Raw genomic sequence first — 26,286 nt, forward strand, 5'->3', positions numbered from 1 at the left:
AAAAACCAAAAAACAAAAAGGCTTTAATAAGCCTTTTGATTTAGCTTGGCACTATGGAGTTTTTACGTGCGGTTTTTTGAAGTGAGAATATCACTAAAGCTACAAGTATAAAATATACCACCGATAAACTAAGTAGTAAAGGATAAGTAGCATTAGTGTCTTTTTCTAAAAAGCTTCCAAACACAGGAAGCATTAAACTAGGTTTTGCAAGTAGCGTAAAAATACAAACTATATAAGAAATACCAATGATGATTTTTCTTATAATTTCTTGCTTATCATCAAGTAAAATAAATTTCAAAGCAAAAAATACAAAAAGACTTATAATAGCAACATGTGTATACAAAGCTACTAAATCTAAAAAATTAAAAATCACATAAAAAAAGCTACCAAAAATATATAAATTAGTAAAAATATTGAAAGAAAGTATCGGTAAAACTATAAATAATAAAATCAATATATAAACAAAATTGTTTTTTATAAATTCATCTAGCTTGCCACTTTCTTTGTTTATATTTAAACCAAAAATATTATAAGTCGTTTTATTATGTTCTTTAAAGATATAGCTTTCGTTAGTATCTACTTGAACGATGTGATATTTTGCATTATTTTCTATGCTAGGTTGTTTAAATTTATCAAGCACAAAAGAAAAAACGCTAAAAAGCATGATGATTATAAGTAGATTATGAAATACCTTTAGCAAGTCTGTATGATGATCACAAAGTTTACGATAAAAAACAAGTTGCCATTTGTCTATCCATTCTTTAGAAAATTTCTTGGGCTTTTTCTCTTCTAGTTCTATCTCTTTATAACAAAGCTCATATTTATGAAACTTTGAAGCTTCTAAAAGATTGTTATCTTTTATCAATGCATTTTTAAGAACTCTAAAAGAATCTCTAAAATCATTTGCAAATTTATCTAAAGATTTTTGATATTGTTCATTTTCATCTTTATTAAAATCTTCATATTCTTGTTTGATTCTTTCTTGTAAATCATCAAAAGTAAAATTTAAAGTTATATTTAAAGCATTAAAATTATCTTTCAAAATTATTTGAGAAAAATTTGGAACCATATTAAAAGTAGACCCATAAAAAGAAGCAGGTTGGTTAAAACTACAACTATAAATTTTCACATCAAAAAAATTGCAAAATACAAAATACACACCTTTATTAAAAACACATGTTCCAAATGTTAAGTTTTTTATAGTTTTATTTTCAAAAGCAATTACTTGGTTAAATTCGCAACTTTTAAACGATATATTTTTTGATTTTAAGAGATTATCTTCTATGTCAACCTCTTCAAAAACACATTTTTCAAATTTTATATCTTTTTGCGTAAAATTATCTTCACTCAATGAGATTTTTTTTAGAAATTTAGTACCATTAAAAACAACTTCATCGCGAAAAAACAAACTATTTATATCTTCATCAAATGTAAAATTTGTAAAATTTACTCTTTTCTCAAAAATACACTCAGAAAAAATATCATAATCGTTGTTTTTTAACTCTGCATCAGCAAAATCAACTTCTTCTTTAAAATTACATCCAGAAAAAGATGCTTCTTTGAGAATTTTCATACAAGAAAAATTAGTATTTTTATCAAAATTACAATCACAAAAAGATAGAGATTTAAATTCAGACATATTTAAATCAATTTTATCTTTGATATCACAATTCTCAAAAGAAAATTTTTGAAGCTCCAAACCATTTTGTAAATCAATTTTTTTAAAAATACAGAATTTAAATTCAAAATTATACTTCACAAAAATAGTATGTATATTTTCTTTATCTTCTAAGTTTCCAAAACTCGATACAACATCTATTTCTATATCATCAATATACAATTTATCCTCTTCACTACCTTCTATGGCGATAGTGAAAATACGATCATCATTTAGCGCTACTTTATCCTCGGATATCTTTAAAGCATTTGCTATTATACTTTTAATTTCCCTATTTTTATTTTCATCATCTTTGCTTTGATTTTCATCATCTTTGCTTTTATAGTGTTGTTTTTGTTCGCAACATTTCTCTAAGGTATGAAGTATTTTTTCAAGTGTTTTTTCCATCATTTCATCTTCCTATATTTTAGCTTAGCACTATGGAGTTTTTACGTGCGGTTTTTTAAAAAAGAAACAAAATCTTTTCTTAAATCATTTAAATTTTTATATCTATTCTCTATATTTTCATCAGTTGCTTTTTGTAAAAAGTTGCATGTAGCTTTTTCCATATTTGTTTTTCCAGTGGCTACAAAATACAAAACTCTACTTAAAGCATAAATTTCATCACTTGTATCATAGTTTTTAAAACCCTTTTTTTGTAATCTAGAAATTTCATTTAAACTTCCTTTTACTTCTGTATTTTCACTTGTTAATTGACTATCAATCTCTTTTATAAGCCCAAAATCTGAAATTTTTACTACAGGATAAATATCATCGTATATCTTTAATAAAATATTTTTAAAGCTTATATCTCTATGTAATATTTTTTTATTCCATAAAATTTCAATACCTCTAATTATTTGACAACCTAAACTAATTTTTTCATCAATCAAAAGTTTGGAATTATTTTGATTTATATATTTTTCTAAAGTAAAATCAGCATATTCCATAATATATTCATTTCTATTTTTATTTAAAGAATATACTTTTAAAATATAAGGATTATTTATATTTTTCATTGTTTCAAATTCTTTTAAAAATCTTTCAATTTCTTTAGTGTTTGCATTTTCATTTAATCTTTTTAAAGCAAAATCACATTGATAAAATTCATCATAATATTTAAATACTTTCGCATAAGAACCGCAACCAATATTTTTTAATTGATACTCTATATTAGTTTTTGAATTTTTAATAAAATCTGATTTTTTAAATATAGGAATAACTTCATATATTCCTATTTTTTCCATACCTTCAGGAAGTTCGCTACCGTAACTAGATTGTAAAAATTCTAAACATTTATTAAATATTTGATTATAATACCTATCTATTTCAAAAGACAATTCACTATTTTTTAACTCTTTTTCTAATTGTTTTGCTATTTCTATACTTTCTTTTAATCTTCTACTATTTTCTGCCCAATAATGTCTAATACTTGTTTGAGTGACCGGAAGTCGCTCATTCATTGCTTTAAAATCTTTAATAATTTCACTATGTAAAGTTGAAAAAATAATCTGCAATTTTTTATCACAAATACTATCATATAATTCACTATATGCTAAAGTTTTTTTATAATCAATTGCTTTATAAGCAATCTCAATAGCATTTCTTACTAAATCCATTTTCACTTATTTCCTTCAATGATTTTTATTTCTTCTTCGTTTAGGTTGTAAAGTTTATAAACAATAGAGTTTATTTTATCTTCTTGGGTTTTGGTGTCTGCTTTTTTGTCTTGTTCTTTTAAATTTAAAATCTCATCGACTAAGCTTATAAGCTCGTTTGCTAGTTTTTCATTTTTAGAATTTATTTTTGGTATAGGAAATTTTTCTACATATTGATTTGATAATAAAAAACCTTTATCTGAATATAAATGCCCGATATTTTTAAAATAATAAAATATCAAACTAGAATTTAAAAATCCCAAAAGATATTTAAGTTCATTTTTAGAATTTCCTACCATAAAAGCCATAGAATCCAATAAAACACATTCGTTTTCTAAAATAAAACTCGGTTCTTGGGTTACTCTTTGCCAGCCTATCTTTTCTTTTTCAAATTCCTCTAAATAAGCACAATTTCTAAGGTTATAAGGTGTTTTTCCTTTGTCAGTTCTTTTTTCTAAAGTTTTATAATACGGCTTTAAATGCTGTTTTAAGCTAGGGTATTCATCTATGTTTATCGCTTCTACCTTTTCTCCGCTTTTGCTTTTATAGCCATTGTGAGTGTTAATCACCCAAAGCCCTGCCCACTCATAACTATATCTTTTTATATCTCTACCGCGTAGCATTTTGCGTATGAGTTTGGCGGTGCGTTCTTTTTCGGCTTCATCTTTGCATTTAGCTAGAATTTCATCTCTTTTTTCAGTAGTGATAATAAAGGCTTCATTAAGCCCTGTTAAAATTCCACGATATATATTAAGCCCATGCCAGTCCTTAAGCGGAGTGCCGTGCTTTTCTATCTTTGCTTTTAGTGCGTTTGTGCTTTCATCGTTAAAAGTAAAGCTTTCTTTGCTTAAAGAGTTTTGTGCGATTTTGTTAAAATTTAAAATGCTTTCTATATTAAAGTCGTTTTCTTTTAAAAGCTCGGTGTTTGGGGCTAGGTATTTGAAGCTACTATCTTTAGTTTTTGCTTTTTCAAAGCTTAGTATGGAAGTATCTACCGTAGCACTATCAAAGACTTTTATACCATTTAGATCGATGTATTCTAAAAGTGTGGTATTTTTGAGTAAAAACTCTCTTAAAGCTTCTCCATAACCTGCTCTTGTGTATTTGTTTGAAGTGATGAAAGACAAAACACCATTTTGCTTTAGCACATTAAACCCAAGCTCATAAAAGTAAGTATAAATGTCGCTTGTACCTTTATATACTTTATAGTTTTTGGCTAAATTTGGCTTTAGTTCTTTGATGTCTTCTTGTCTGATGTAAGGTGGATTGCCGATGATGAGATCAAACCCTTGAAAACTCCCGCCCTCATCAAGCACTTCACTAAATTCAAAACGCCATTCAAAAGGATTTGCACTTTCTAAGTCAAATATACTCTCATAAAGCTTTTTAAGCTTTTTAAATTCTTTCTTAGCAGCACTTTCATCAAAGTCAAATTCAAACATATTTTTAGAGAAAAATACTCTAAAATTCTCATCTTTTTCATCTTGTGCTAAAAAATCGCCGTATTTTTTAGAGTATTCATTAGCGCCGTTGGTAAGTTGCTTGATCTCTTTGGCAAATTTGTCTTTTAAACAGAAATTTTTAAAAGATTCTTTGAGATTTTTGATCTCTTTTGCTATGAGAGTTTTATCGGTGTAAAAGCCTTCTTTGTAGTCTTTGACTATGCGTTTGTATTTATCCATGCGTTCTTTGATATTGGGGTAGTGAGAAAGGCTTTTGTGAATTTCAAAATAACTTATAAGAGAATTCCCGCATTTTATATTGATGTCGATGTTTGGTAGGGTTTTAAGATCATGATAGTTTGCATCATCAAAGCTTTCATAAAAGCTGTGTTTTAAAAGCTCTATCCAAAGCCTTAGTTTAGTGATCTCACATGAGTTTGGGTTGATATCTACTCCAAAAAGATTGTTTTCTATGATGTCTTTTTTACGCTCAAAAAGTTCTTTTTGACAAAGGTGGGTTTTGTCTTTGTCAAAATCAGGGCGTTTATACTCTAAAAACTGGCCTTTGTGATTTTGCACTAAAATTTCATCATTTTGCACGCTTAGGTAAAAGTCCTCTTCAAACAAACCAAGCTCATAATGCACCATAAGCATGGCATTTAAAACTGAAACTAAAAAATGCCCACTTCCCACCGCAGGATCGCAAATGCGTATGGAATTTAGCAAGGCTAGTTTTTGTTCTTGAGGGATTTTTTCTTGGCGTAGCTGGGTTCTTAGCTCGCTTAGCTTGGTGGCATTTAGCTTAAAAGTATGGTTAAACTTATCAAGCACGACTTTTTCTATGCTTGCTTTACACATATATGAAGTGATAAAGCTTGGGGTGTAAAAACTGCCTTCTTTGTAGCCATTTAGCTTTTCAAAGACATTTCCTAAAACGCTTGAGTTGATGAGTTCTTTTTGCTTGATGAGTTCTTCACTTTGCTCATCTGCTCCAAAGTCAAAGCTGTCTAAAAACTCAAACAAATACTCTAGCAAACCTACTTTGCCTTTTTTGCTTTTGCCTTTGTCATCTTTTAACTGCGTATGTGGGTGGTACTCTAGCAAAGCGTCATTTTCCAAAGTAGCAATTTCTAGTGTGGTTTTTTCGATGGCTTGTTTTTCAAAAAGCGATGAATTTAAATAAGGCAAATAGCTAAATTTACTCTGCGCTCTTGTGTGCTTTTCTTTAGCTAAGATATCAAAGAAAAGGTGTGAAAGGGTAGTAAAATTTGGAATTTTTTCATAGTTTAGAAATTTAAGGGTTTTATCATCGTTGAATCTAACCAAATTTGACTCAATAAGCTTTAAAAATAAAATGCGATTTAGCCAAAGTATGATGAATTTTAGCACCTCTTCAAAGTCATGCTTTGGGAGTTTGCTCGCTATGAGATGATAAAGCGTGCCTTGGGCTTGTTTGCTTTGCTCACTTTGTGTGATGATAAATTTAGAAAGCTGTTTGCTCTCGCTTAAGCCTAGGATGTATAAAAGCTCTTTATAGAATGCGTTGTTTAGTGAGTTTGCGTCATTTGGGCTAAATTCATTTAGCAAAAAGTCTTTGTGGAAGGTTTTAAAAATGCTTGCTAGGTTTTTGAAATTTGACTTTTGCTTGTCTTTTAAAAAGGCTAAATCGATGAAAAAGCCTTTTAAGCTTTCTTTAGAATTTTCTATGAGTTTGCTTGCTTCTTTGTAAAATTCATCGGTGTTGCCTTTAAAAAGTGAATTTGGGCTTTGAAATTCTTCAAAAAGCTTTTTAAAGCTTGTGTTTTTATAAAAAAGTTCTACAAACTCACTAGCTTTGAAAATGTAGAATTTATAAAAGTCTGTGATGATGATAAATTTCAAACTAAAGCTATGCTCTCTATTTCTAAAATAATACAAAATAGCCTCATGCAAGGCTTTGGAATTTGGCTTTGTGTGGGTGATGAATTCTTTTGAGTTGGGCTTTTTAGCTTCGATGAGAACTTCTAGGTCTTTGCTAAGCTTATCTTTAGCGATGGCTAAATCAATCTCGCTTTTGCCTTGTTGTTTGGTTTTGATGTGGGTTTTGAAATTTAGCATGGTTAAAAATGGACTAAGTGCGTTAGCCACAAGATAGTCTTCGTTTTCACTTTGTGAGCTTTCAAGCCTTTCTAGATACTGCGTTAAAGCCTTGCTAAAAGCGTCAAATTCATTTTGTGTGATTTGCTTTTTGCGGTAGTAAGGGTTGAAAAAATCTTTTTCATTTAGCAAAGTAAAGTGCATTTTTAACCTTTATAAAGAATATTTTGTATTTTACTAAAATTTACTTTAAAGGATTGAAAAGAAGTTGATTTAATCATTGTCATCCATACTATTTTCACATGTCATTATATACTATATCTAGATATAACAATTAACAAAAACTAAAAAATCCACCAACCAAAAACAATTAATCTTTATCAAGCATATTTATTCTAGTCCAACAATAAATTTTGCCTTACAATATACAAATAAAACAAGTCTAATTAATTCTATAATTTTATAAAACCACAACACTATTTAATTCAAATACCAATCTTTCCAATCCAAATAAATAACAAATAGTAACTAACAATAAAATATCACCCAACCTCAAACCATCAAATAAACCATTAAAACAATTCAATAACCAAACAACACAAATCTAAGCCATAAAAATAACTAAAACAACCAAATCATCTAATTCTTAGTAAGCATTCTATCAAATCTTAAAGCTACAGTTAATTAAAAAATTTCACAATAAAAACGTACCCTACCGTTTAACCAAACAACCAAACAACCAAACAACTAAACAACTAAACAACTAAACAACTAAACAACTAAACAACTAAAAATCTAATTTTTCATATTAATAAAAAAGCAAAAAAATAAGCAGTAAAAACTAAAAAACTAAATTTATCAAACTCGCTATAAACATTTTAAACTTAAAACGACTAAATCCCCAAACAATATAAATCCAAAAGCTAAATCACTAAAAACACAAACAACTAAAAACAAAAATAAAAACCATGACAAAAAATAAAAAACAATAGCAAAAAAAATAAAACAATAAAGAATAAAAATAAATTAAAAAATAAAAAGGAATATAATTAAATAAAAAAACCACAAAAAATAAAATAATAAACCTAAAAACCATAAAAAATTTAAAAATAAAAACAAACTACTACTAAAAAAAATTAATAGCCACTCAAACTAAAACATCTAAAAAATAAAACCATCCAACTAAATAACTAAATTTTATAAAATAATAAAAAATAACAATAAACATCCTACCTAATCAACACAAACTAATTAGAAATTTTCACAAGCTAACCAAACTAATCCACCACAAGCAATAAAAACTAACTAAACCAATAAATAATTCATGATCGCACCATAAAAGAAATAAAAGAAATAAAAGAAATAAAAGAAATAAAAGAAATAAAAGAAATAAAAGAAATAAAAGAAATAAAAGAAATAAAAGAAATAAAAGAAATAAAAGAAATAAAAGAAATAAAAGAAATAAAAGAAATAAATTATAAAACAATAAAAACTATCTCTAAAGAAAAGAAATAATAAACTAATTAAGGATTCAACTAAGTAATAAGTAAGAATAATAAGAGAACTAACAAGTCCGCAATGAGCTACTTTCCCCCTGCCAGTAAGGCGTAGTATCATCACCCACGATGTGCTTAGCTTCTTGGTTCGGGATGGAGCAAGGCGTCTCCACATCTGTATAATCACGGACATTGTTATTTAAATATTCTATTTAATATAGCATAATAAAAGCAATCAATAAGATTTAGATATAAAAATCATTTTTATTTTAGTTTTTAATCTTATTCTTATATTTAGATGTTTTATTAAACTAAATCACTTTATTGTTTTAGAATACTTAAAAAACAATGTTAAGAGCAAGTTCTAATATAAACTTTACTTGTAAGATTTTATAAGCTAAATGTAGTTTTCATATAAAAACATTCAAAGCTTTATTAAAAACCTTAACAAGGAAGTGATGCTTAAATAAGATAAGCCAAACGCTCTATTAGTACTGGTCAGCTAAAGGACTTTCATCCATTACACACCCAGCCTATCAAACTAGTAGTCTTCTAGAGAGCTTAGAGAAGATTCATCTTAGAGTTGGCTTCACGCTTAGATGCTTTCAGCGTTTATCCGTTCCAAACTTAGCTACGCTGCGATGCTCTTGGCAGAACAACAGCTACACCAGTGGTTTGTTCAACCCGGTCCTCTCGTACTAGGGTCAAATCTCTTCAATCTTCTTACGCCCACGGCAGATAGGGACCGAACTGTCTCACGACGTTCTGAACCCAGCTCGCGTACCGCTTTAAATGGCGAACAGCCATACCCTTGGGACCTGCTCCAGCCCCAGGATGCGATGAGCCGACATCGAGGTGCCAAACCTCCCCGTCGATGTGAGCTCTTGGGGGAGATCAGCCTGTTATCCCCGGGGTACCTTTTATCCTTTGAGCGATGGCCCTTCCACACAGAACCACCGGATCACTAAGACCGACTTTCGTCTCTGCTTGACTTGTATGTCTTGCAGTTAAGCTGGCTTATACCTTTATACTCTACGAACGATTTCCAACCGTTCTGAGCCAACCTTTGTAAGCCTCCGTTATTATTTGGGAGGCGACCGCCCCAGTCAAACTACCCACCAGACATTGTCCCACTTGAGGATAACTCAAGCTGGTTAGCTACCCAAATAAGAAAGAGTGGTATCTCAACAACGGCTCATATACAACTGGCGTCATATACTCAAAGCCTCCCACCTATCCTGCACATTCTTATCCAAATAGCAGTGTCAAGCTGTAGTAAAGGTCCACGGGGTCTTTCCGTCTTGCCGCGGGTAGGAGGAATTTTCACCTCCACTACAATTTCACTGGATCCCTCTTTGAGACAGCTCCCATCTCGTTACGCCATTCATGCAGGTCGGTATTTAACCGACAAGGAATTTCGCTACCTTAGGACCGTTATAGTTACGGCCGCCGTTTACTCGGGCTTCGATCAAGAGCTTCGCTAATGCTAACCCCATCAATTAACCTTCGAGCACCGGGCAGGCGTCACACCCTATACATCCTCTTACGAGTTAGCAGAGTGCTGTGTTTTTGGTAAACAGTCGGGAGGGACTCTTTGTTGTAAGTTTCTTCGCTTTCGGAGTAAATCCTAATACGAAGCGAACCACACCTTATACCGAAGATACGGTGCTATTTTGCAGAGTTCCTTAAAGAGAGTTCTTCCACGCGCCTTAGAATACTCATCCCACCCACCTGTGTCGGTTTACGGTACGGGCAACATTAGCTAAACTTAGAAACTTTTCTTGGCTCGACGGCATCAGCAATTCTCCTCGCTGTCCGAAGACTTTGAAGAGCCTTTCAGTTCTCGGAGTATTGTTATACGGATTTGCCTATATAACCTCCTACGACCTTAGACTAGCACTTCCATCCGCTAGCTTGCTTAGCCCTAAGCGTCCTTCCATCGCACACTAATGTTGGTATTGGAATATTAACCAATTTGCCATCGTCTACCCCTTTCGGACTCGACTTAGGACCCGACTAACCCTACGATGACGAGCATCGCGTAGGAAACCTTGGGTTTACGGCGTTAATGATTCTCACATTAATTATCGCTACTCATGCCTGCATGCTCACTTCTATTCGCTCCAGCACTCCTTACCGGTATACCTTCGGCGCAAATAGAACGCTCTCCTACCACTTGATAAAATCAAGTCTACAGCTTCGGTACTTACTTTAGCCCCGTTATATTTTCCGCGCAAAATCACTAGACCAGTGAGCTATTACGCTTTCTTTAAAGGATGGCTGCTTCTAAGCCAACCTCCTGGTTGTTTAAGTAACTTCACATCGTTTTCCACTTAAGTAAGATTTAGGGACCTTAGCTGGTAGTCTGGGTTGTTTCCCTCTTGACGACGGATTTTATCACTCGCCGCCTGACTGCTGTGATTACATATAAGGTATTCGGAGTTTGATAGGGTTTGGTACATTGGTGTATGCCCTAGCCCATTCAGTGCTCTACCCCCTTATACTACGACACAACGCTATACCTAAATATATTTCGGAGAGAACCAGCTATCACGAAGTTTGATTGGCCTTTCACCCCTATCCACAAGTCATCCGGGGCTTTTCAACGCCTATCGGTTCAGTCCTCCACTAGTTCTTACACTAGCTTCAACTTGCTCATGGATAGATCACTTCGTTTCGGGTCTGCAGCATCTGACTTAAGCGCCCTATTCAGACTCGCTTTCGCTACGGCTTCGCGTGTGCTTAACCTTGCCAGACACCACAACTCGCAGGCTCATTATGCAAAAGGCAGTCCATCACACTGTATTGCTACATAGTGCTCTGAATGATTGTAAGCAAATGGTTTCAGGTTCTATTTCACTCTGATCACCTCAGTTCTTTTCACCTTTCCCTCACGGTACTTGTGCACTATCGGTCTGGTATTAGTATTTAGGGTTGGATCGTGGTCGACCCAGCTTCAGACAGGATTCCTCGTGTCCCGCCCTACTCAGGATACTGCTAGCTAAGGTTTGGTTTTCGTATACGGGACTATCACCCTCTATGGCTACACTTTCCAGAGTGTTCTACTAACCTCACCTATTGCACATTGCAGTCCTACAACCCCCAGTGCAAGCACTGGGTTTGCCCTCTTGCGCTTTCGCTCGCCGCTACTGACGCAATCTCTATTGATTTCTTTTCCTGTAGGTACTAAGATGTTTCAATTCCCTACGTTCGCTCCATTATGGTAGTATATATCTCTATATACTGGGTTGCCCCATTCGGAAATCTACGGATCAAAGCTTCTTGACAGCTCCCCGTAGCTTATCGCAGTCTAGTACGTCCTTCATCGCCTTTACCAGCCAAGGCATCCACCATTCGCTCTTAATAGCTTACCTTTTAATTCATTCTAAAACGCATCACTTCCTTGTTAAAGTTTTTATGATAAGACTTTACTATCTTAAGACGGAAAGCATTTAAACACTTAATAAAACTAAATAAATTAGTCTCACTAGGTTGTGAGTTTAAAACTTGTCTTTAACTAAAAGCTAAAGAAAAGATAGCTAGGTTTTATCCTTTAACAAGTCCTGTAAAATTGTTTTTATTAAAACTTGCTTGTGACTCTTAACAATGATAATTCAAATAACATTAAATAACTAATCTAATATATAAAATATTCTATTATTTATTTAGCTTAGGTCTTAAAACCTAAAGGAAGTATATATAAAGAGTTTAAATAATTTAAAAACATAAGTAATAAATTATTTTACTTTACTTATTACTTTATTATTAGTTATATACTTGCTTTAAGTTTTAAAACTTTATTATATGATTGATAAACAAATCTTTTTTATGGTGGGCCTAACAAGACTTGAACTTGTGACCTCACCCTTATCAGGGGTGCACTCTAACCAGCTGAGCTATAGGCCCTTATAAATGGTGGAGAATAGCGGGATCGAACCGCTGACCTCCTGCGTGCAAAGCAGGCGCTCTCCCAGCTGAGCTAATTCCCCAAAATTAGCTTTTCATCAATCTTTGAAATCTAAACAAGGATGATTGAGTCTATATATGAACTGATAGTTGTGAGACTTATCAGTTTGTACTCTAGAAAGGAGGTGATCCAACCGCAGGTTCTCCTACGGTTACCTTGTTACGACTTCACCCCAGTCGCTGATTCCACTGTGGACGGTAACTAGTTTAGTATTCCGGCTTCGAGTGAAATCAACTCCCATGGTGTGACGGGCGGTGAGTACAAGACCCGGGAACGTATTCACCGTAGCATGGCTGATCTACGATTACTAGCGATTCCGGCTTCATGCTCTCGAGTTGCAGAGAACAATCCGAACTGGGACATATTTTATAGATTTGCTCCACCTCGCGGTATTGCGTCTCATTGTATATGCCATTGTAGCACGTGTGTCGCCCTGGGCATAAGGGCCATGATGACTTGACGTCGTCCACACCTTCCTCCTCCTTACGAAGGCAGTCTATTTAGAGTGCTCGGCCGAACCGTTAGCAACTAAATACGTGGGTTGCGCTCGTTGCGGGACTTAACCCAACATCTCACGACACGAGCTGACGACAGCCGTGCAGCACCTGTCTCTAAGTTCTAGCAAGCTAGCACCCTCTTATCTCTAAAAGGTTCTTAGGATATCAAGCCCAGGTAAGGTTCTTCGCGTATCTTCGAATTAAACCACATGCTCCACCGCTTGTGCGGGTCCCCGTCTATTCCTTTGAGTTTTAATCTTGCGACCGTACTCCCCAGGCGGTACACTTAATGCGTTAGCTGCATTACTGAGATGACTAGCACCCCAACAACTAGTGTACATCGTTTAGGGCGTGGACTACCAGGGTATCTAATCCTGTTTGCTCCCCACGCTTTCGCGCCTTAGCGTCAGTTAAGTTCCAGCAGATCGCCTTCGCAATGGGTATTCTTGGTGATATCTACGGATTTTACCCCTACACCACCAATTCCATCTGCCTCTCCCTCACTCTAGACTACCAGTTTCCCAAGCAGTTCAACGGTTAAGCCGTTGGATTTCACAAGAGACTTGATAATCCGCCTACGCGCCCTTTACGCCCAGTGATTCCGAGTAACGCTTGCACCCTCCGTATTACCGCGGCTGCTGGCACGGAGTTAGCCGGTGCTTATTCCTTAGGTACCGTCAGAATTCTTCCCTAAGAAAAGGAGTTTACGCTCCGAAAAGTGTCATCCTCCACGCGGCGTTGCTGCGTCAGGGTTTCCCCCATTGCGCAATATTCCCTACTGCTGCCTCCCGTAGGAGTCTGGACCGTGTCTCAGTTCCAGTGTGACTGATCATCCTCTCAGACCAGTTAAGCGTCATAGCCTTGGTGGGCCATTACCTCACCAACTAGCTGATACTATATAGTCTCATCCTACACCGAAAAAACTTTCCCTACTCAACTTGTGTTAAGCAGGAGTATAGAGTATTAGCAGTCGTTTCCAACTGTTGTCCTCTTGTGTAGGGCAGATTAACTATACCTTACTCACCCGTGCGCCACTAATCCACTTCTAGCAAGCTAAAAGCTTCATCGTTCGACTTGCATGTATTAGGCACGCCGCCAGCGTTCACTCTGAGCCAGGATCAAACTCTCCATAAAAAATAATTGGATAAGTTTAATCTTTTTCTTCAAAGAAAAAGTTGATTGTTAAGATTTAAAAATAAATCTTTCTGGCTCAATCGATCACTTATTTAGATTTCAAAGATTGACTATAAGATTTGATTAACAATATTAATAATTTAAAGAACAAATACTAAAAAATTAAGACAAAAAGTCTTAGCTTTTTAAAACCCTTTCGTTTAAAAAGGAAATGAAATTATAGCAATAAAAGCTTAAAGTTTTATTAAATAGATTATATATTTAAAGGAATTTGTTTTAGGATAAAAAAAAAAAGGGGGGGGGTATTTGCTTATAACATGTAGTAGAGTTTTTAGTAAAAATAATGGAAAATAAGTTATTATAAAAAATGTGGGAATTTTGTGTCAAATATAAAGAAAATAATATTTTAAATATAAATATAAATTAAGAAAATGAAAGAAAAAATAAATAGTTAAAGATAAAATATGATTAGATAAATTTATGATCAAAATATATGAAAACAATAATATTGATTATGTTGCAAGACAATATAGGTATATTATCTTTTTTGTTTATTAAGAAGATTCACACTTAGTAAAACAATAAAACTAAAAATTAAAAGTATGAGACTATAAATATGAGCTGTGGTAAAATCTAAATTTTCCATACTTTCATATATAGCAATACTAGCTACTTTTGTTTCACATAGATAATTTTAAATAGTTTATTTATTAATCTAACTTGTAAATTTTAGAACTATGTTTTGGTACTCTTTGATTTTCCGGAGGTAATTTCATATAATCACCATAATATTTTTTTAAATGCTCATCATAACCATCCATGCATGGATATTTTCCATCTTCAAAACAAAGATTAATGGTATTACTAAAGTATTTTTTATGCATGATAGAGTTGTTCCATCCTGAGCATTCACTTATAAATAACGCTATATTTTCACAATTATTACTTGTATATATTAAACGCCAATGTTTTAGTGTTTTATCGAGTTGTTTGTTAAGATATTCAGCGCAAAAAAGACAAAGTTTACTTAAAAAAGTAAAATCTTTTGAACGTTTAACAAAAGATCTAGTAAGTTTTCTTAAAAATTTTATTTTTTTAGCTGTTTTTCTCACGAGATTAATATCGTTTGGTATATAATCATAAATAAAAATATCTAAAAATATTGGACATCTTTGTCCTTCGTAATCTTCTATCAAATAATTTCTATTATAAATTTTTGCAAGAAAATAAAAATATTTGCAATTTTTATCATATATATCTTCCATATAAATATTTTCCAAATTTTTCCAATATTTTCTTAACTTTTCATATTCATCATAGTGCATATAAATATCAATATCATCATCCCATGGAATAAAACCTTTATGTCTTACCGCTCCTATTAATGTTCCGCCACCTAAAGAATAAATAATGTTATGTTTTTTGCAAAATTCATCAAAATAGTTAAGTAATTTTACTAAAGCTTTCTTTTGCTCTTCTAAAGTTACCTCTTGCATTTATTTAAAATCTCCTCGTATTCTTTTAAATTATCCATTTCATAACATTTTTCAACTTCAATTGCTTGTATTTTAAGCTCTGAGAGTAAATCCAAGACAATATTATCCCAATACATTTTCTCGTCTAACAAATAACTAGATGTAAGATATTTTTTTAAATTTTTTCTTATTTTTTTACAATCTTCTGTACAAAAATAAGAAACTCCCAATAAAGCAAGTCCACTCGATAAAGTAGTATCGATTTCTTCTATCAGCCCATCTTTTGTTTTTACATACCACTCACCTTTAGAATTTCTTAGGATACAATAATAGGTACTCAAAATTTGTTTTTGCAAAAAAATATTTTCATTTAAAACCACATCACAATCAATCACAAAACTATCACTGAAAAAACTACTAGCTTTATAAAAAGAATAAATGCTATTATATTTTCCATAATTTTCATTAAAAATTAATTTGACATTATATTTTTTTTCTAGATATAAAAATTGCTCTTTTAGATGTCCTATTACTATATAAATATCATCAACCATTGCTTCTTTAAGATAAACAATAGTACGCTCTATGTTGGCGACTCCTTGTATTTTAAGCATAGCTTTATGAGTTATCTTTGAAAGCTCTTGAAATCTGCTTCCTGACCCAGCCGCTAAAATAATCGCATTCAATCTTTATCCTTTTTAGAAAATAAAACCAAATTTGCTCCAATAAACACTAAAAAAATTAAAGCTATTTGTTTAAAGTCAAACTCACTTTGTATTATAACAAGCCATATTACATAAGAGATATTCAACATCATGGCTTTTATTAATCCAATTTTTGAAATCGTAAAATAATATAAAAAATAAGATAACCCCCAAAAAGATACAGCACATAACAGCAATACAATAAAATTAAATGATAAGATATCATCGAAAGTAAAATTTGGTTCTTGAACAAAAATTAATATCGCATATCCAAAACTTGCTCCAGTTTGCCTTGAATAATAAACACTCGTCGTAGACAACTCCTTTAAAACAATAGAACTTAAAACCAATTCAGTTCCCCAAGATAATGCACATATTAAAGCCAAAATTATCCCAAAAAAATTAAAACTTAAACCATTAAAAAATAACAAAAATAAAGATGTTAAAGCCAATAATAAACCAAAAAAACCTTGTATGTTTATTTTTTGTTTTAAAAATATAAATGCTAAAAAAGTTGCGAAAACTGGATATAAACTAGTAATTGAAGCACTGAAACTTAAGCCTATAAGTGAAATTGCATTAAGATAACAATACATTGCAACAGGACCTGCGAGCAATCCAGCGAAAAACGGAAATATAAGTTTTCTTTTAAAAACAACTTCTTTTTTAAAAAATAAAATAAGCAATGTTAAAAATAACCAAGGTATAAACTCGATACAAAAAAGCAATATAAAAACAAAATAAGAAGAATCAACAACCTTATCTGTAACTTTTACATAAAATATTCCAGCTAAAGCCCAAAACAATCCGGATAAAATACCAGAAATATATCCTATTTTATTCATTATAAATTTAAACTTTCTAATCGCTGGTATGCTCTATTAATCCTAATAAAACCATAGTCACCATAAAATTCGTTATTTTCTTCTTTTAAGGCAGTCCAAAGCGTCCATAAAACATCACACGAAAAAGCATAAAAATCTAAATGCATTTTTTCTTTTTTTGTGACCTCGCGATTAAAATAACATTCTAAAAAATATCTCTTTAACTCTTCATCCAATCTACATTCTATCATAAAATTTGCTAATTCCCATAAAATATCATTTTTTCCAGAATACTCCCAATCAATAAAATAAACTCTATCTTTTATTAAAATATTTTCAGGGACGAGATCATTATGGCACGGTAAAACAGTAATGTTTTGCTTTTGAAAATACAATGCAATTTTATTAAAAACTTTTAGAATACAATCCATTTGACCGTGATACTTGTAAAAAATACTTTTGTTGTTTAACAAAGAAAAATATTGCTCATACAAATTAAATACATTAAAGGTGTTTTTAAATTCTAAATCACTTTTGTGAAATTCTTCAAGCTTAAGTGCTATTTCTTTTAATATGGTTTTATTTTGGATTTTCTCGTGATTAAGTGCATAAGAATTATCTAGAAATTTAGTGATTTTAATCCCAGTTTTTTCATCAAAATAAACACATTCTACACTAAATTTTGCTTGACTTGCTAGAAAATCATTAATTTTTTCATTTTTTCTATGAATCAGTTGGTTTGTTTTTTGATTTGTTAATCTTAAACAATAGCTCTCTAAATTAGTGGATTTTTTTTGGATTTTCACAAGGTAGTTTTGATTTGTCATACCTCCAATTTTCTCTATACTGAAAATCTCATCCCTTGAAACTCCAAGAGCATGACTTAGAATACTTACCAATTCATCCATAAAACACTGATCCATATTTTGATTTAAAAAAAGGTTTTAATTTTATCAAATTATAACTTAAAAACTAATGCTAAATATTTCATTATTACAATACACAAAAATTATTTAAATAACTTTGTAGATCTATTTTCAATTTTCAAGATTTATACAAGTGGTGCGGATGAAAGGACTTGAACCTTCACGCATTGCTGCACCAGATCCTAAGTCTGGCGTGTCTGCCAATTTCACCACATCCGCAAAAGTGGTACGCTCAAGAGGATTCGAACCTCTGACCTACGGCTTAGAAGGCCGTTGCTCTATCCAGCTGAGCTATGAGCGCATAAAAATAAAAGTAACAATAGGCTTATGGTGCGCCCGATAGGAATCGAACCCATAACCTACAGATCCGAAGTCTGTCGCTCTATCCAGTTGAGCTACGAGCGCTGATGGGGTGAGTGATGGGAATCGAACCCACGACCCTCAGGACCACAATCTGATGCTCTAACCGACTGAGCTACACTCACCATTTATAAAAATGGTCGGGGTGAAAGGATTCGAACCTTCGGCCCCTTGGTCCCAAACCAAGTGCGCTAACCAGACTGCGCTACACCCCGATGTACAAAAATAAAGCGTTATTTTACATAAAAAAATATTAAAAGTCAAGATAAAAAAATATTTAGCATAAAAAATGCTAAATATTTTAAGAATTGTCTGTTTGTTTTTTTTGTGAAATGATGTTTAAAATTTCTACTATCAAAGAAAAAGCCATAGCTGTATAAATATATGCTTTATCTATATGGATATCAAAACTTTCGCACACTAAAACAAAGCCTATCATTACTAAAAATGCCAAGGCTAAGATTTTAATGCTTGGATATTTTTCTACAAAATCTGCAATTGGTTTAGAGGCAAAAAGCATAACTAAAACTGCAATAATCACAGCAATAATCATAATCTCTATATCTTGAGCAATACCCACAGCAGTAATAACACTATCAAGAGAAAATACTATGTCTATCACAGCTATTTCAGCAACTACAACCCAAAGCTTATTGCTAATTTTTATATTACTTTGACTTTCCTCTTGGTGCATTATACTTTCTTTAATTTCCTTAATAGACTTAACTATTAAAAACAGCCCTCCAAGCAAAAGCACCAAATCTCTACCTGAAATTTCATTGCCTAATACACTAAATAAAGGCGTGACAAGCTTCATCACCCAAAATAAAGATAATAATAATAAAATTCTAGTAATCATCGCAAAAGCAAGACCTAGAATTCTACCCTTATCTCTATGTTCTGGTGGTAATTTAGAAACTAAAATCGCTAGAAAAATGATATTATCAATCCCTAGTACAATCTCCAAAGCTGTAAGAGTAAGCAATACCACCCAAGCATCTACACTAAAAATCCATTCAAACATTTACTTTCCTTAAACAAAAAGAGTAATTATAATGATGAAAAATTAATCATTTTCAAAAATTTTTACAATGGTTTCAGGTAAAAGTGTATGTTCAAGCTCATGAATTTTCGCTTCAAATTCTTCAAAGCTTAACTTAGCTTTTTCAAACGCCTTTTGTGCAATGATTTTACCACCATCAAGCTCTTCATTAACCCAATGCACACTAATGCCTGCTACTTTCATATCACTTTCATAGCTTTCTTTGATAGCATGAGCACCTTTGAATAAAGGAAGCAAAGAAGGATGAAGATTAATAGCTTTTATATTTTGAGTGAAAATAGGACTTAAAATTCGCATAAATCCTGCCAAGATGGTCAAATCTGCTTGACTTTCTTTTATAATTTTTACTAATTCTGCATCAAATTCTTCTCTTGAAGTAAATTTTTCATGTTCTATGATTTTAGTATCAAGGTTATATTTTAAAGCTCTTTGTATGCCATAAGCTTCTTTTTTATTGCATACACACAAAACCACTTCAAAGGTATTTTTACCAAAAGTTTTTTTATGTAATTTTTCTAAAATATTTTCCAAATTGCTTCCATTACCACTAAATAAAACTGCTAATTTTATAAGCATTTTAACCCCTTTATTAATTTTAAAGCATCAAAACTAATTTTATTTTTCTTATAATTTTTAGCCACCAAAGCATGAGCTAATACTGCATTTTTTGCAGCTTCTAAAGCATTAAATTTAGCTCCAAGTAAAGCCGCTATCATACCACTTAGTACATCCCCACTTCCACCTTTTGCTAAAGCTTCATTGCCACAATTTACTACAAAAAGTTTTTCTTTTTGAGTGATGATGGGATTAGCCCCTTTTAACACCAAAGCACATTGGAATTTAGAACTAAATTTTCTTGCATAAAAAAAGCGTTTGTTTTGAATTTCTTCTACACTTACATCCTCATTAAAATAAAGTTTTAAAAGCATAGAAAACTCTTTAGGATGAGGAGTTAAAACAACATCTTCTCTATTAAGATAAGAAAGTAAATTTTCACTTTGAAAGCAATTTGCATCTAAGACTAAAGGAATATTTTTTAATCTTTCATCTTTTAAAATACTTAAATCATCAAGTCCCATACCTATAGCAGCTGCATTTATTTTGCCTTCAATATCATCTTTTAGCATAATCAAAGGCGAAAAGCTTTCTTTAGCCACCAAAGACACAAGCCCTGCCCCAAACTCCAAAGCACCAAGTCCAGCTAAAGTACCCGCGCTTTTATTGGCAAAAATATAAACATGACCAAAATCACCTTTGTTTGAGTTGGCCTTTTTTGTAATGAGTTTTAAATCTTTTTTTTCTAGTAAAAAGCTTGAAGTATTTTGCATATAAGGTTTTAAACCCAAATTCGCAATTTTAATTTTACCTACAAATTCTTTTGCGAAATCTTCTAATAAAATTTCTTTAATTACCCCCATGCAAAGAGTATAATCAGCCTTAAAACATAGTTCTTGTCCAAGCCCGCTAGGAATATCACAAGCTATTTTTAAAGCCTTACTTTTAGCAATTTTTTTAAAAATTCTTTGTAAATTTTCATCTAAAGCTTTATTTAAACCGCTTCCAAAAACGCAATCAACTATAATGTCAAAATCTTTAAATTTAGGTTCTTTTTTTAAAAATTTAAAACCTACATTTTTTAAAATTTGCTCTTGCTTGATAAACATTGTACTTTTTTTATATGGCATAATATAAGCAAAAGCTTTTTTTAAGTGTCTAATGGCCACAAGTCCATCAGCTCCATTTCCACCAGTACCAAGCAAGAATAAAATTTTAGCATTTTTTATATTTTTACTTTTTTTCTTAATCAAATTTGCAAGCTCTATACCTGCATTTTCCATCATTAAAAGCTCATCCAAACCTTTTTCAATGAGCTCTTTTTCATAAGAAATATTATCTTTAAATACTACTTTCATCACTCATCTCACATTTTATAAGCTTTTGGGTTTTAGCGCCTAGCTCTTTAAGCTTTATCACTCTTGAAGCGATATTTCCACTTCCATGAGTAAGCTTTGTTTGCATATTATCTACATTTGAGTTTAATCTTTTGATATTTTCTTTGATTTTTTCAAAATCATCTAAAACACCTGCAAATTTATCATGAAATTTGCCAAGCTCATCAAAAGCTTTTAGGATATTTTCATTACTTTGTATATTTTTCCATGAAATATTTATCGTATTTAGTGCCATAAAAAGAGTGTTTGGTGTGGTTAAATAAACCCTTTTTTTATAAGCGTATTGATAAATTTCAAGATCTACATTTAAAATCAAATCTAAGATATTTTGATAAGGTATAAAAAGCAAAACAAACTCATAAGTGTGTTTATCATACTGCATATAAGGCTTTTTGGCTAACTCATCAATCCTTGATTTTAGATTATAAGCTAAATCAAGACAGGTATTTTGACTAATATCTTCAAAAGCAAAATCACTTGGCAAAGAAAATTTTGCATCTATAATTATACTTTTTTGTTTATCTAAAAATACTACCGCATCGGGAATATAGGTTTTACCCTCATCTTGAAATCTCTCTTGCAATTTATACTGCACGCCCTCTACCAAACCACTATTTTCTAAAACAGATTTTAATTGTAATTCTGCGAAATTACCACGAATTTTTTTATCACCCTTTAAAATTTTAGCTAGCTTATCTGCGTTTTCTGTTATATTTTGACTAAATTTAAACATATGATCGATTTGTGTTTTAATGCTAACTTCATTTTGGCTAAGTTTTTCACTGTATTCTTTAACACTTTTTTTCACAGGCAAGAAAATTTCTTCTAAGATTTTTTTTGTATCTTCATTGAGCATAAGTTTGTTTTGGCTTAAAATATTAGCATTTTGTTTTTGTAAATTTTGCTCTAATTCTTGTTTTAATTCTACCAAACCTTGCTTGTATTTTTCTTCTAGTTTTATTAAAGTTTGAGTGTATTCTTCTTTTAAGTTCGCACGCTCTTTTAAATGTATATTTAAAAGTTCTTGCTGAGTTTGTTCTTTTTGAGCTAATTTTGCTTCTAAAGCTTCATTTTTAGATAAATATAATATTTTTTCATCTAAAAGTTTGGAATTTTTTTCCATAAGTGTAGTTTTTTCAAGCTCTAAATTAGCAAGTTGATTTTGCAATGCTATATTGCTTTGGTTTAAAAACTCCAATTTTGCTTTTTCTTTTTGGCTTTTAAACACATACCATATAAAAGCTAAAATTACAACAACTAAAAAGGCTATCAAGATATTTTCCATTTTTAAGCCTTTGTTTTTTCAATAAGAAAATAAATATTTTTTTCATTACCTTCTTTAAATTGTTTCATTTGTGGTAAAAACTCTTTTACTAAAGCTCTAAAATTTTTAAAACCAAAATTTTGAGGGATAAAATTTGCGTGTTTTCTATTCATATTAGTGCGAATTTGAGCATATTCAGCACGACCTTTTTCTTCTATTAAGGCTTCTGTGATATTGATTAAATCTTTGATATATTCTTTAGTGCTTAATATTTTTTCTTTAGATTCATCTTGATCTAAATAAAAAAATTCACTAAAAGAATTCACATAAGATTTTACAGCTTGTTTTAAACCCATACCTATAACTTGCTTTTTGCCCTCTTTAAGCCTTTGGATTAAACTAGTATAATCACTATCACTTGAGACAATGACAAAAATATCAATATCTTTTTCATAAAAAAAACTCATAATCTCAGTGATTAAGTACATATCACTTGAGTTTTTATTAGCTATAAAATTAAATTGTTGCATAGCGATGATAGAATATTGTGCGATTTGTTCTTTCCAATTTTGTATATTTTTTTGTGTCCAATCTCCATAAATTCGTTTTATAACAATTTCTCCATAATCAGAAGCGATGTCAAAAATAGATTTTGCATATTTTGAAGGAATATTTTCTGCATCAATAAAGATCGCCACGCTTTTGTTATCCATTTTTTCTCCTATGTAGTTCTCATTCTAAAACTTAATGCTTTTAAAATATGAGTTTTTAAGATCAACTCACTTTGCTCTAAATCTGCAATGGTTCTTGCTACTTTTATGGTTTTATTTACCCCTCTTTGAGAAAGATTATATGAATTTATAGCCTTTTGTAAAATTTCATTCGCAGTAGAATCTAAAATACAAAATTGTTTCAGCTGTTCATCATTTAATTTAGCATTAAATTCTTCTTGTTTTCTTTGCTTTTGAAATAAAAATCCTTTAAAAACCATTTCACTCATTTGCTTAGAAGTCAAGCTTGTTTTATCTTCATGCGAAATCTCATCCATAGCCACATAAAGATCAATTCTGTCTAAAATAGGAGATGAAATTTTATTTTTATATTTTTTAATTTCCATCTCTTGGCAACGACATGCAAGACTTTTAGAAAATAAATTCCCACAAGGACAAGGATTTTGCGCACAAGCAAATAAAAATTTAGTTTCATAAATCACTTTGGTATTAACTCTTGAAATAAGAATTTTAAAATCCTCTAATGGCTCTCTCAAACTTTCTATGATTTGTTTTGAAAAATGAGGAAACTCATCAAAAAACAAAACTCCTCCATTTGCAAGTGCTATTTCTCCTATCTTGGCATTTTTGGCTCCTCCACCAAAAATACTAGCCCTAGTACTTGTATGATGAGGACTTCTAAAAACCCTACTAGCACTAAAATCATCATCTAAAGAATTTAATGACTTATAGGCATTTTGAGCTAAAATTTCTTTCAAACTTTGTGGCGGCATGATGAAAGGAAGTCTTTTAGCACACATGCTTTTACCACTACCTGGACTGCCTTCAAATAAAATATTATGCATACCCAAAGCTGCTATTATACAAGCAAATTTAGCATTTTCTTGACCCTTAACTTCTTTAAAATCATAAGGATAAATAGAATTTTTTATATATTTTTGATTATTAATTTCTATGGCATTTTCAAACAAAGGATGAGCATTATTTATATGATAATTCTCATAGTTTTTTTCTTTAAAAAAATCCATAGCTTGAGCTAAATTTTCCAAAGCATAGATTGTTAAGTTAGGTATCATCGAAGCTTTTTGTGCTATGGCTTTTGGCACCACTACTTTGGCATTTTGTACTTTTGCACTTAAAAAAAGTAAGATAGAAAATAAACTAGCAGTGCTTTTTATACTTCCATCTAAACCAAGTTCTCCAAAAACAAAAAAGTCATCTAAATTTTCTTTTTGAAATAAAATCAAAATCGCAATGGCTAAGTCAAAATGAGAGCCATTTTTAGGGATATCTGAAGGACTAAGATTGATAGTGATTTTTTGTGCTGGAAAATTGAAATTTTGACTTAATAAAGTTGCCTTAACTCTTTCTGTGCTTTCTTTGATAGTGGAATTTGCAAGACCCACTATACTAAAACCTGGCAAACCTCTTGTGAAAGTTGATTCTACATCGATAATATCAAGCTCTGTAGAAAAACTTGCACATTTTAGTTTTTTCATTTGTTCTTTTTGGATTTTTTCTTAAAGTCTTTGTCAAATTTTTGGCGTTTTAAAAAAGAAAGTTTTTCTATAAATAAATGTCCATCAAGATGATCAACCTCATGTTGAATAGCCACTGCTAAAAAATCATGCGCTTGTAAACTTTGTGGCTTACCAAATCTATCTTGATAATCAAGTTGTATATTTTTATAACGCATTACATCTTCATAAAAACCTGGTATGCTTAAACAACCTTCATTGCAAGAAATTTTTTCATCATCTAAAGGTGTTATAATAGGATTAATAATTTCTAAAAGAGTTTGCTTATCTTCTTTTTGCTCACCTTCTTCATCACCAATATCTACAAGTAAAGCTCTAATTGACACATCAACTTGAATAGCAGCTAAACCTACACCCTTATTAGCTATCATTGTTTCATACATATCATCTAAAAGTATATGTAAATCTTTATCAAAATTTTCTACTTTTTTTGACTCTAAAAATAATCTTGGATTAGGATAGGTAATTATCTTTCTTATCATTTTTCTTTTTCCACTATTATAAAGGGTTCTAAATTTTTTCCTGAATCTTTTAAAGCTTCAATGCATTTTTCTATTAATTCTTCACTCTTGCTATCTTGATTAACAGCACTTATAGCCACTTCAACATCTACTTCTATTTCTTTATCTGCTAGGAAAAAATTTGAATTTTCTAAAGATTCTAAAATTTTATTGCATATTTCTTGTGCTTTTTCTAAATTTGTATGAGAAATCATCATAGCAAAAATATTGTTTCCACAATGAGCTACTATATCACTTGAAGAGACATTTTTGCTAAAAATTCTGCACACGCCTTTTAAAAAAGCATTTTTTTCTTTTTGAGTATAAGTTTGCTCAAGAATTTCTTCTTTTACTCTAAAAAATATTAAGGAAGTATGGTAATTATATTTTGCATTACTTTCAATGCTTTTTTCTAAATTTTCTAAAAAATATTTTTTATTATAAACTCCAAATTTAGAGTCAAAATCACTTTGCTCTTCTATATGTTTATAAGTTTGTCTAACCTCATCAAAATTTTCTTTAATCTCATCTGAATATTTATCTAAAATACTAGAAAACCTTGAAAGATCTGCTTCAAGAGCATGAATTACATTAGATACTGCTAAATTTCCTGTGCTAATTGCAAGTTCTGAATTACGTCTTCTTAGCATATCTTTAACTGTTTCAAGATGTCTATAAATCATAGCAATGTATTGCAATAATGCCGAAGTAGAACTAAAACTTTTTTTGATTTCTTGCTCTATATTTGCACGTTTGATACCATCATCATTTTGCTCAAATTCCATAATCTCGCTAACTTTTTTCTTAAAAGCCACCGGACGTTCTTCAAGCATTTTTTGAAAATAAACTCCATAATTAGTTGGTGTTGGAGGTACATTGTCTTTTACAAGCTCAGTCAAAATAGACTTTGCAAATTTTTCAAATTCACCTCCACTAATTTTTTGAATTTTTGGAGCTTCTTTGGCTGGAGTTGGATCACTACTTAAATTTAAATCAGCAAATAAATCATCATCTAACATTGC

General features: G+C 31.3%; 15 protein-coding genes, 7 tRNA genes and 3 rRNA genes. All 25 read right to left on the minus strand.

What is annotated here, in order from left to right; translation table 11 throughout:
* Window positions 1-40: 40 nt before the first annotated feature.
* Window positions 41-2,068: a hypothetical protein gene (locus tag CD56_RS08125; RefSeq protein WP_052768391.1), complete on the minus strand. Its 2,028-nt coding sequence runs from the start codon at window positions 2,066-2,068 to the stop codon at window positions 41-43.
* 38 nt (window positions 2,069-2,106) lie between these two features.
* Window positions 2,107-3,276 (minus strand): protein kinase family protein, encoded by a 1,170-nt coding sequence (locus CD56_RS07390; RefSeq protein ID WP_047208668.1) that lies wholly within the window; start codon window positions 3,274-3,276, stop codon window positions 2,107-2,109.
* A 2-nt stretch (window positions 3,277-3,278) separates the two neighbouring features.
* On the minus strand, window positions 3,279-7,037 hold the full coding sequence (locus CD56_RS07395; protein ID WP_047208669.1) for a type IIG restriction enzyme/methyltransferase: 3,759 nt from the start codon (window positions 7,035-7,037) through the stop codon (window positions 3,279-3,281).
* Window positions 7,038-8,403: 1,366 nt separating this feature from the next.
* Window positions 8,404-8,520 (minus strand): 5S ribosomal RNA (gene rrf / locus CD56_RS07405).
* Window positions 8,521-8,796: 276 nt separating this feature from the next.
* A 23S ribosomal RNA gene (locus tag CD56_RS07410) occupies window positions 8,797-11,703 on the minus strand.
* A 455-nt stretch (window positions 11,704-12,158) separates the two neighbouring features.
* Window positions 12,159-12,235: transfer RNA gene (locus CD56_RS07415), tRNA-Ile, on the minus strand.
* 7 nt (window positions 12,236-12,242) lie between these two features.
* A tRNA-Ala gene (locus CD56_RS07420) sits at window positions 12,243-12,318 on the minus strand.
* Between the two features lie 95 nt (window positions 12,319-12,413).
* Window positions 12,414-13,927, minus strand: a 16S ribosomal RNA gene (locus CD56_RS07425).
* Together the 16S, 23S and 5S rRNA genes with 2 tRNA genes alongside form the textbook arrangement of a ribosomal RNA operon.
* 710 nt (window positions 13,928-14,637) lie before the next feature.
* Complete coding sequence (locus CD56_RS07430; protein WP_047208670.1) at window positions 14,638-15,423, minus strand: LicD family protein; 786 nt, start codon at window positions 15,421-15,423, stop codon at window positions 14,638-14,640.
* A complete protein-coding gene (locus CD56_RS07435) occupies window positions 15,411-16,088 on the minus strand; it encodes an NTP transferase domain-containing protein (protein ID WP_047208671.1) in 678 nt (225 codons plus the stop codon). The genes CD56_RS07430 and CD56_RS07435 overlap by 13 nt, the downstream gene beginning before the upstream one ends.
* On the minus strand, window positions 16,085-16,951 hold the full coding sequence (locus tag CD56_RS07440; protein WP_047208672.1) for a DMT family transporter: 867 nt from the start codon (window positions 16,949-16,951) through the stop codon (window positions 16,085-16,087). The genes CD56_RS07435 and CD56_RS07440 overlap by 4 nt, the downstream gene beginning before the upstream one ends.
* Window positions 16,951-17,838, minus strand: a complete 888-nt coding sequence (locus tag CD56_RS07445; protein ID WP_047208673.1) for a choline kinase family protein — start codon at window positions 17,836-17,838, stop codon at window positions 16,951-16,953. The genes CD56_RS07440 and CD56_RS07445 overlap by 1 nt, the downstream gene beginning before the upstream one ends.
* 152 nt (window positions 17,839-17,990) lie before the next feature.
* A tRNA-Leu gene (locus tag CD56_RS07450) sits at window positions 17,991-18,075 on the minus strand.
* 5 nt (window positions 18,076-18,080) lie between these two features.
* Window positions 18,081-18,157 (minus strand) — tRNA-Arg (locus tag CD56_RS07455).
* A gap of 27 nt (window positions 18,158-18,184) precedes the next feature.
* Window positions 18,185-18,261: transfer RNA gene (locus tag CD56_RS07460), tRNA-Arg, on the minus strand.
* 3 nt (window positions 18,262-18,264) lie between these two features.
* Window positions 18,265-18,341: transfer RNA gene (locus tag CD56_RS07465), tRNA-His, on the minus strand.
* A gap of 12 nt (window positions 18,342-18,353) precedes the next feature.
* Window positions 18,354-18,431, minus strand: a tRNA-Pro gene (locus CD56_RS07470).
* An 86-nt stretch (window positions 18,432-18,517) separates the two neighbouring features.
* A complete protein-coding gene (locus CD56_RS07475) occupies window positions 18,518-19,240 on the minus strand; it encodes a TerC family protein (RefSeq protein WP_047208674.1) in 723 nt (240 codons plus the stop codon).
* Window positions 19,241-19,282: 42 nt separating this feature from the next.
* On the minus strand, window positions 19,283-19,855 hold the full coding sequence (gene purN, locus CD56_RS07480) for a phosphoribosylglycinamide formyltransferase (protein WP_039619373.1): 573 nt from the start codon (window positions 19,853-19,855) through the stop codon (window positions 19,283-19,285).
* A complete protein-coding gene (locus CD56_RS07485; RefSeq protein ID WP_047208675.1) occupies window positions 19,846-21,192 on the minus strand; it encodes a bifunctional ADP-dependent NAD(P)H-hydrate dehydratase/NAD(P)H-hydrate epimerase in 1,347 nt (448 codons plus the stop codon). Before CD56_RS07485 ends, purN begins: the two co-directional genes overlap by 10 nt.
* A complete protein-coding gene (gene rmuC / locus CD56_RS07490; RefSeq protein ID WP_047208676.1) occupies window positions 21,176-22,516 on the minus strand; it encodes a DNA recombination protein RmuC in 1,341 nt (446 codons plus the stop codon). The genes CD56_RS07485 and rmuC overlap by 17 nt, the downstream gene beginning before the upstream one ends.
* Window positions 22,517-22,518: 2 nt before the next feature.
* Window positions 22,519-23,208 carry an NYN domain-containing protein gene (locus tag CD56_RS07495; RefSeq protein ID WP_039619378.1) on the minus strand — a complete coding sequence of 230 codons (690 nt, stop codon included), beginning with the start codon at window positions 23,206-23,208 and terminating at the stop codon, window positions 22,519-22,521.
* A gap of 8 nt (window positions 23,209-23,216) precedes the next feature.
* On the minus strand, window positions 23,217-24,725 hold the full coding sequence (locus CD56_RS07500; RefSeq protein WP_047208677.1) for a YifB family Mg chelatase-like AAA ATPase: 1,509 nt from the start codon (window positions 24,723-24,725) through the stop codon (window positions 23,217-23,219).
* Window positions 24,722-25,246: a peptide deformylase gene (gene def, locus CD56_RS07505; protein WP_047208678.1), complete on the minus strand. Its 525-nt coding sequence runs from the start codon at window positions 25,244-25,246 to the stop codon at window positions 24,722-24,724. Before def ends, CD56_RS07500 begins: the two co-directional genes overlap by 4 nt.
* On the minus strand, window positions 25,243-26,283 hold the full coding sequence (locus CD56_RS07510; protein ID WP_039619384.1) for a GGDEF domain-containing protein: 1,041 nt from the start codon (window positions 26,281-26,283) through the stop codon (window positions 25,243-25,245). The genes def and CD56_RS07510 overlap by 4 nt, the downstream gene beginning before the upstream one ends.
* Window positions 26,284-26,286 lie beyond the last annotated feature (3 nt).

This window comes from Campylobacter lari (genome assembly GCF_001017575.1).
GTDB classification, from domain to species: domain Bacteria; phylum Campylobacterota; class Campylobacteria; order Campylobacterales; family Campylobacteraceae; genus Campylobacter_D; species Campylobacter_D lari_C.

Bases quoted from the DNA above. Each gene is read 5' to 3' on its own strand.
- CD56_RS08125 (WP_052768391.1), bottom strand. From the start codon at position 2,068: ATGATGGAAAAAACACTTGAAAAAATACTTCATACCTTAGAGAAATGT.
- CD56_RS07390 (WP_047208668.1), bottom strand. From the start codon at position 3,276: ATGGATTTAGTAAGAAATGCTATTGAGATTGCTTATAAAGCAATTGAT.
- CD56_RS07395 (WP_047208669.1), bottom strand. From the start codon at position 7,037: ATGCACTTTACTTTGCTAAATGAAAAAGATTTTTTCAACCCTTACTAC.
- CD56_RS07430 (WP_047208670.1), bottom strand. From the start codon at position 15,423: ATGCAAGAGGTAACTTTAGAAGAGCAAAAGAAAGCTTTAGTAAAATTA.
- CD56_RS07440 (WP_047208672.1), bottom strand. From the start codon at position 16,951: ATGAATAAAATAGGATATATTTCTGGTATTTTATCCGGATTGTTTTGG.
- CD56_RS07445 (WP_047208673.1), bottom strand. From the start codon at position 17,838: ATGGATGAATTGGTAAGTATTCTAAGTCATGCTCTTGGAGTTTCAAGG.
- CD56_RS07475 (WP_047208674.1), bottom strand. From the start codon at position 19,240: ATGTTTGAATGGATTTTTAGTGTAGATGCTTGGGTGGTATTGCTTACT.
- purN (WP_039619373.1), bottom strand. From the start codon at position 19,855: ATGCTTATAAAATTAGCAGTTTTATTTAGTGGTAATGGAAGCAATTTG.
- CD56_RS07485 (WP_047208675.1), bottom strand. From the start codon at position 21,192: ATGAAAGTAGTATTTAAAGATAATATTTCTTATGAAAAAGAGCTCATT.
- rmuC (WP_047208676.1), bottom strand. From the start codon at position 22,516: ATGGAAAATATCTTGATAGCCTTTTTAGTTGTTGTAATTTTAGCTTTT.
- CD56_RS07495 (WP_039619378.1), bottom strand. From the start codon at position 23,208: ATGGATAACAAAAGCGTGGCGATCTTTATTGATGCAGAAAATATTCCT.
- CD56_RS07500 (WP_047208677.1), bottom strand. From the start codon at position 24,725: ATGAAAAAACTAAAATGTGCAAGTTTTTCTACAGAGCTTGATATTATC.
- def (WP_047208678.1), bottom strand. From the start codon at position 25,246: ATGATAAGAAAGATAATTACCTATCCTAATCCAAGATTATTTTTAGAG.
- CD56_RS07510 (WP_039619384.1), bottom strand. From the start codon at position 26,283: ATGTTAGATGATGATTTATTTGCTGATTTAAATTTAAGTAGTGATCCA.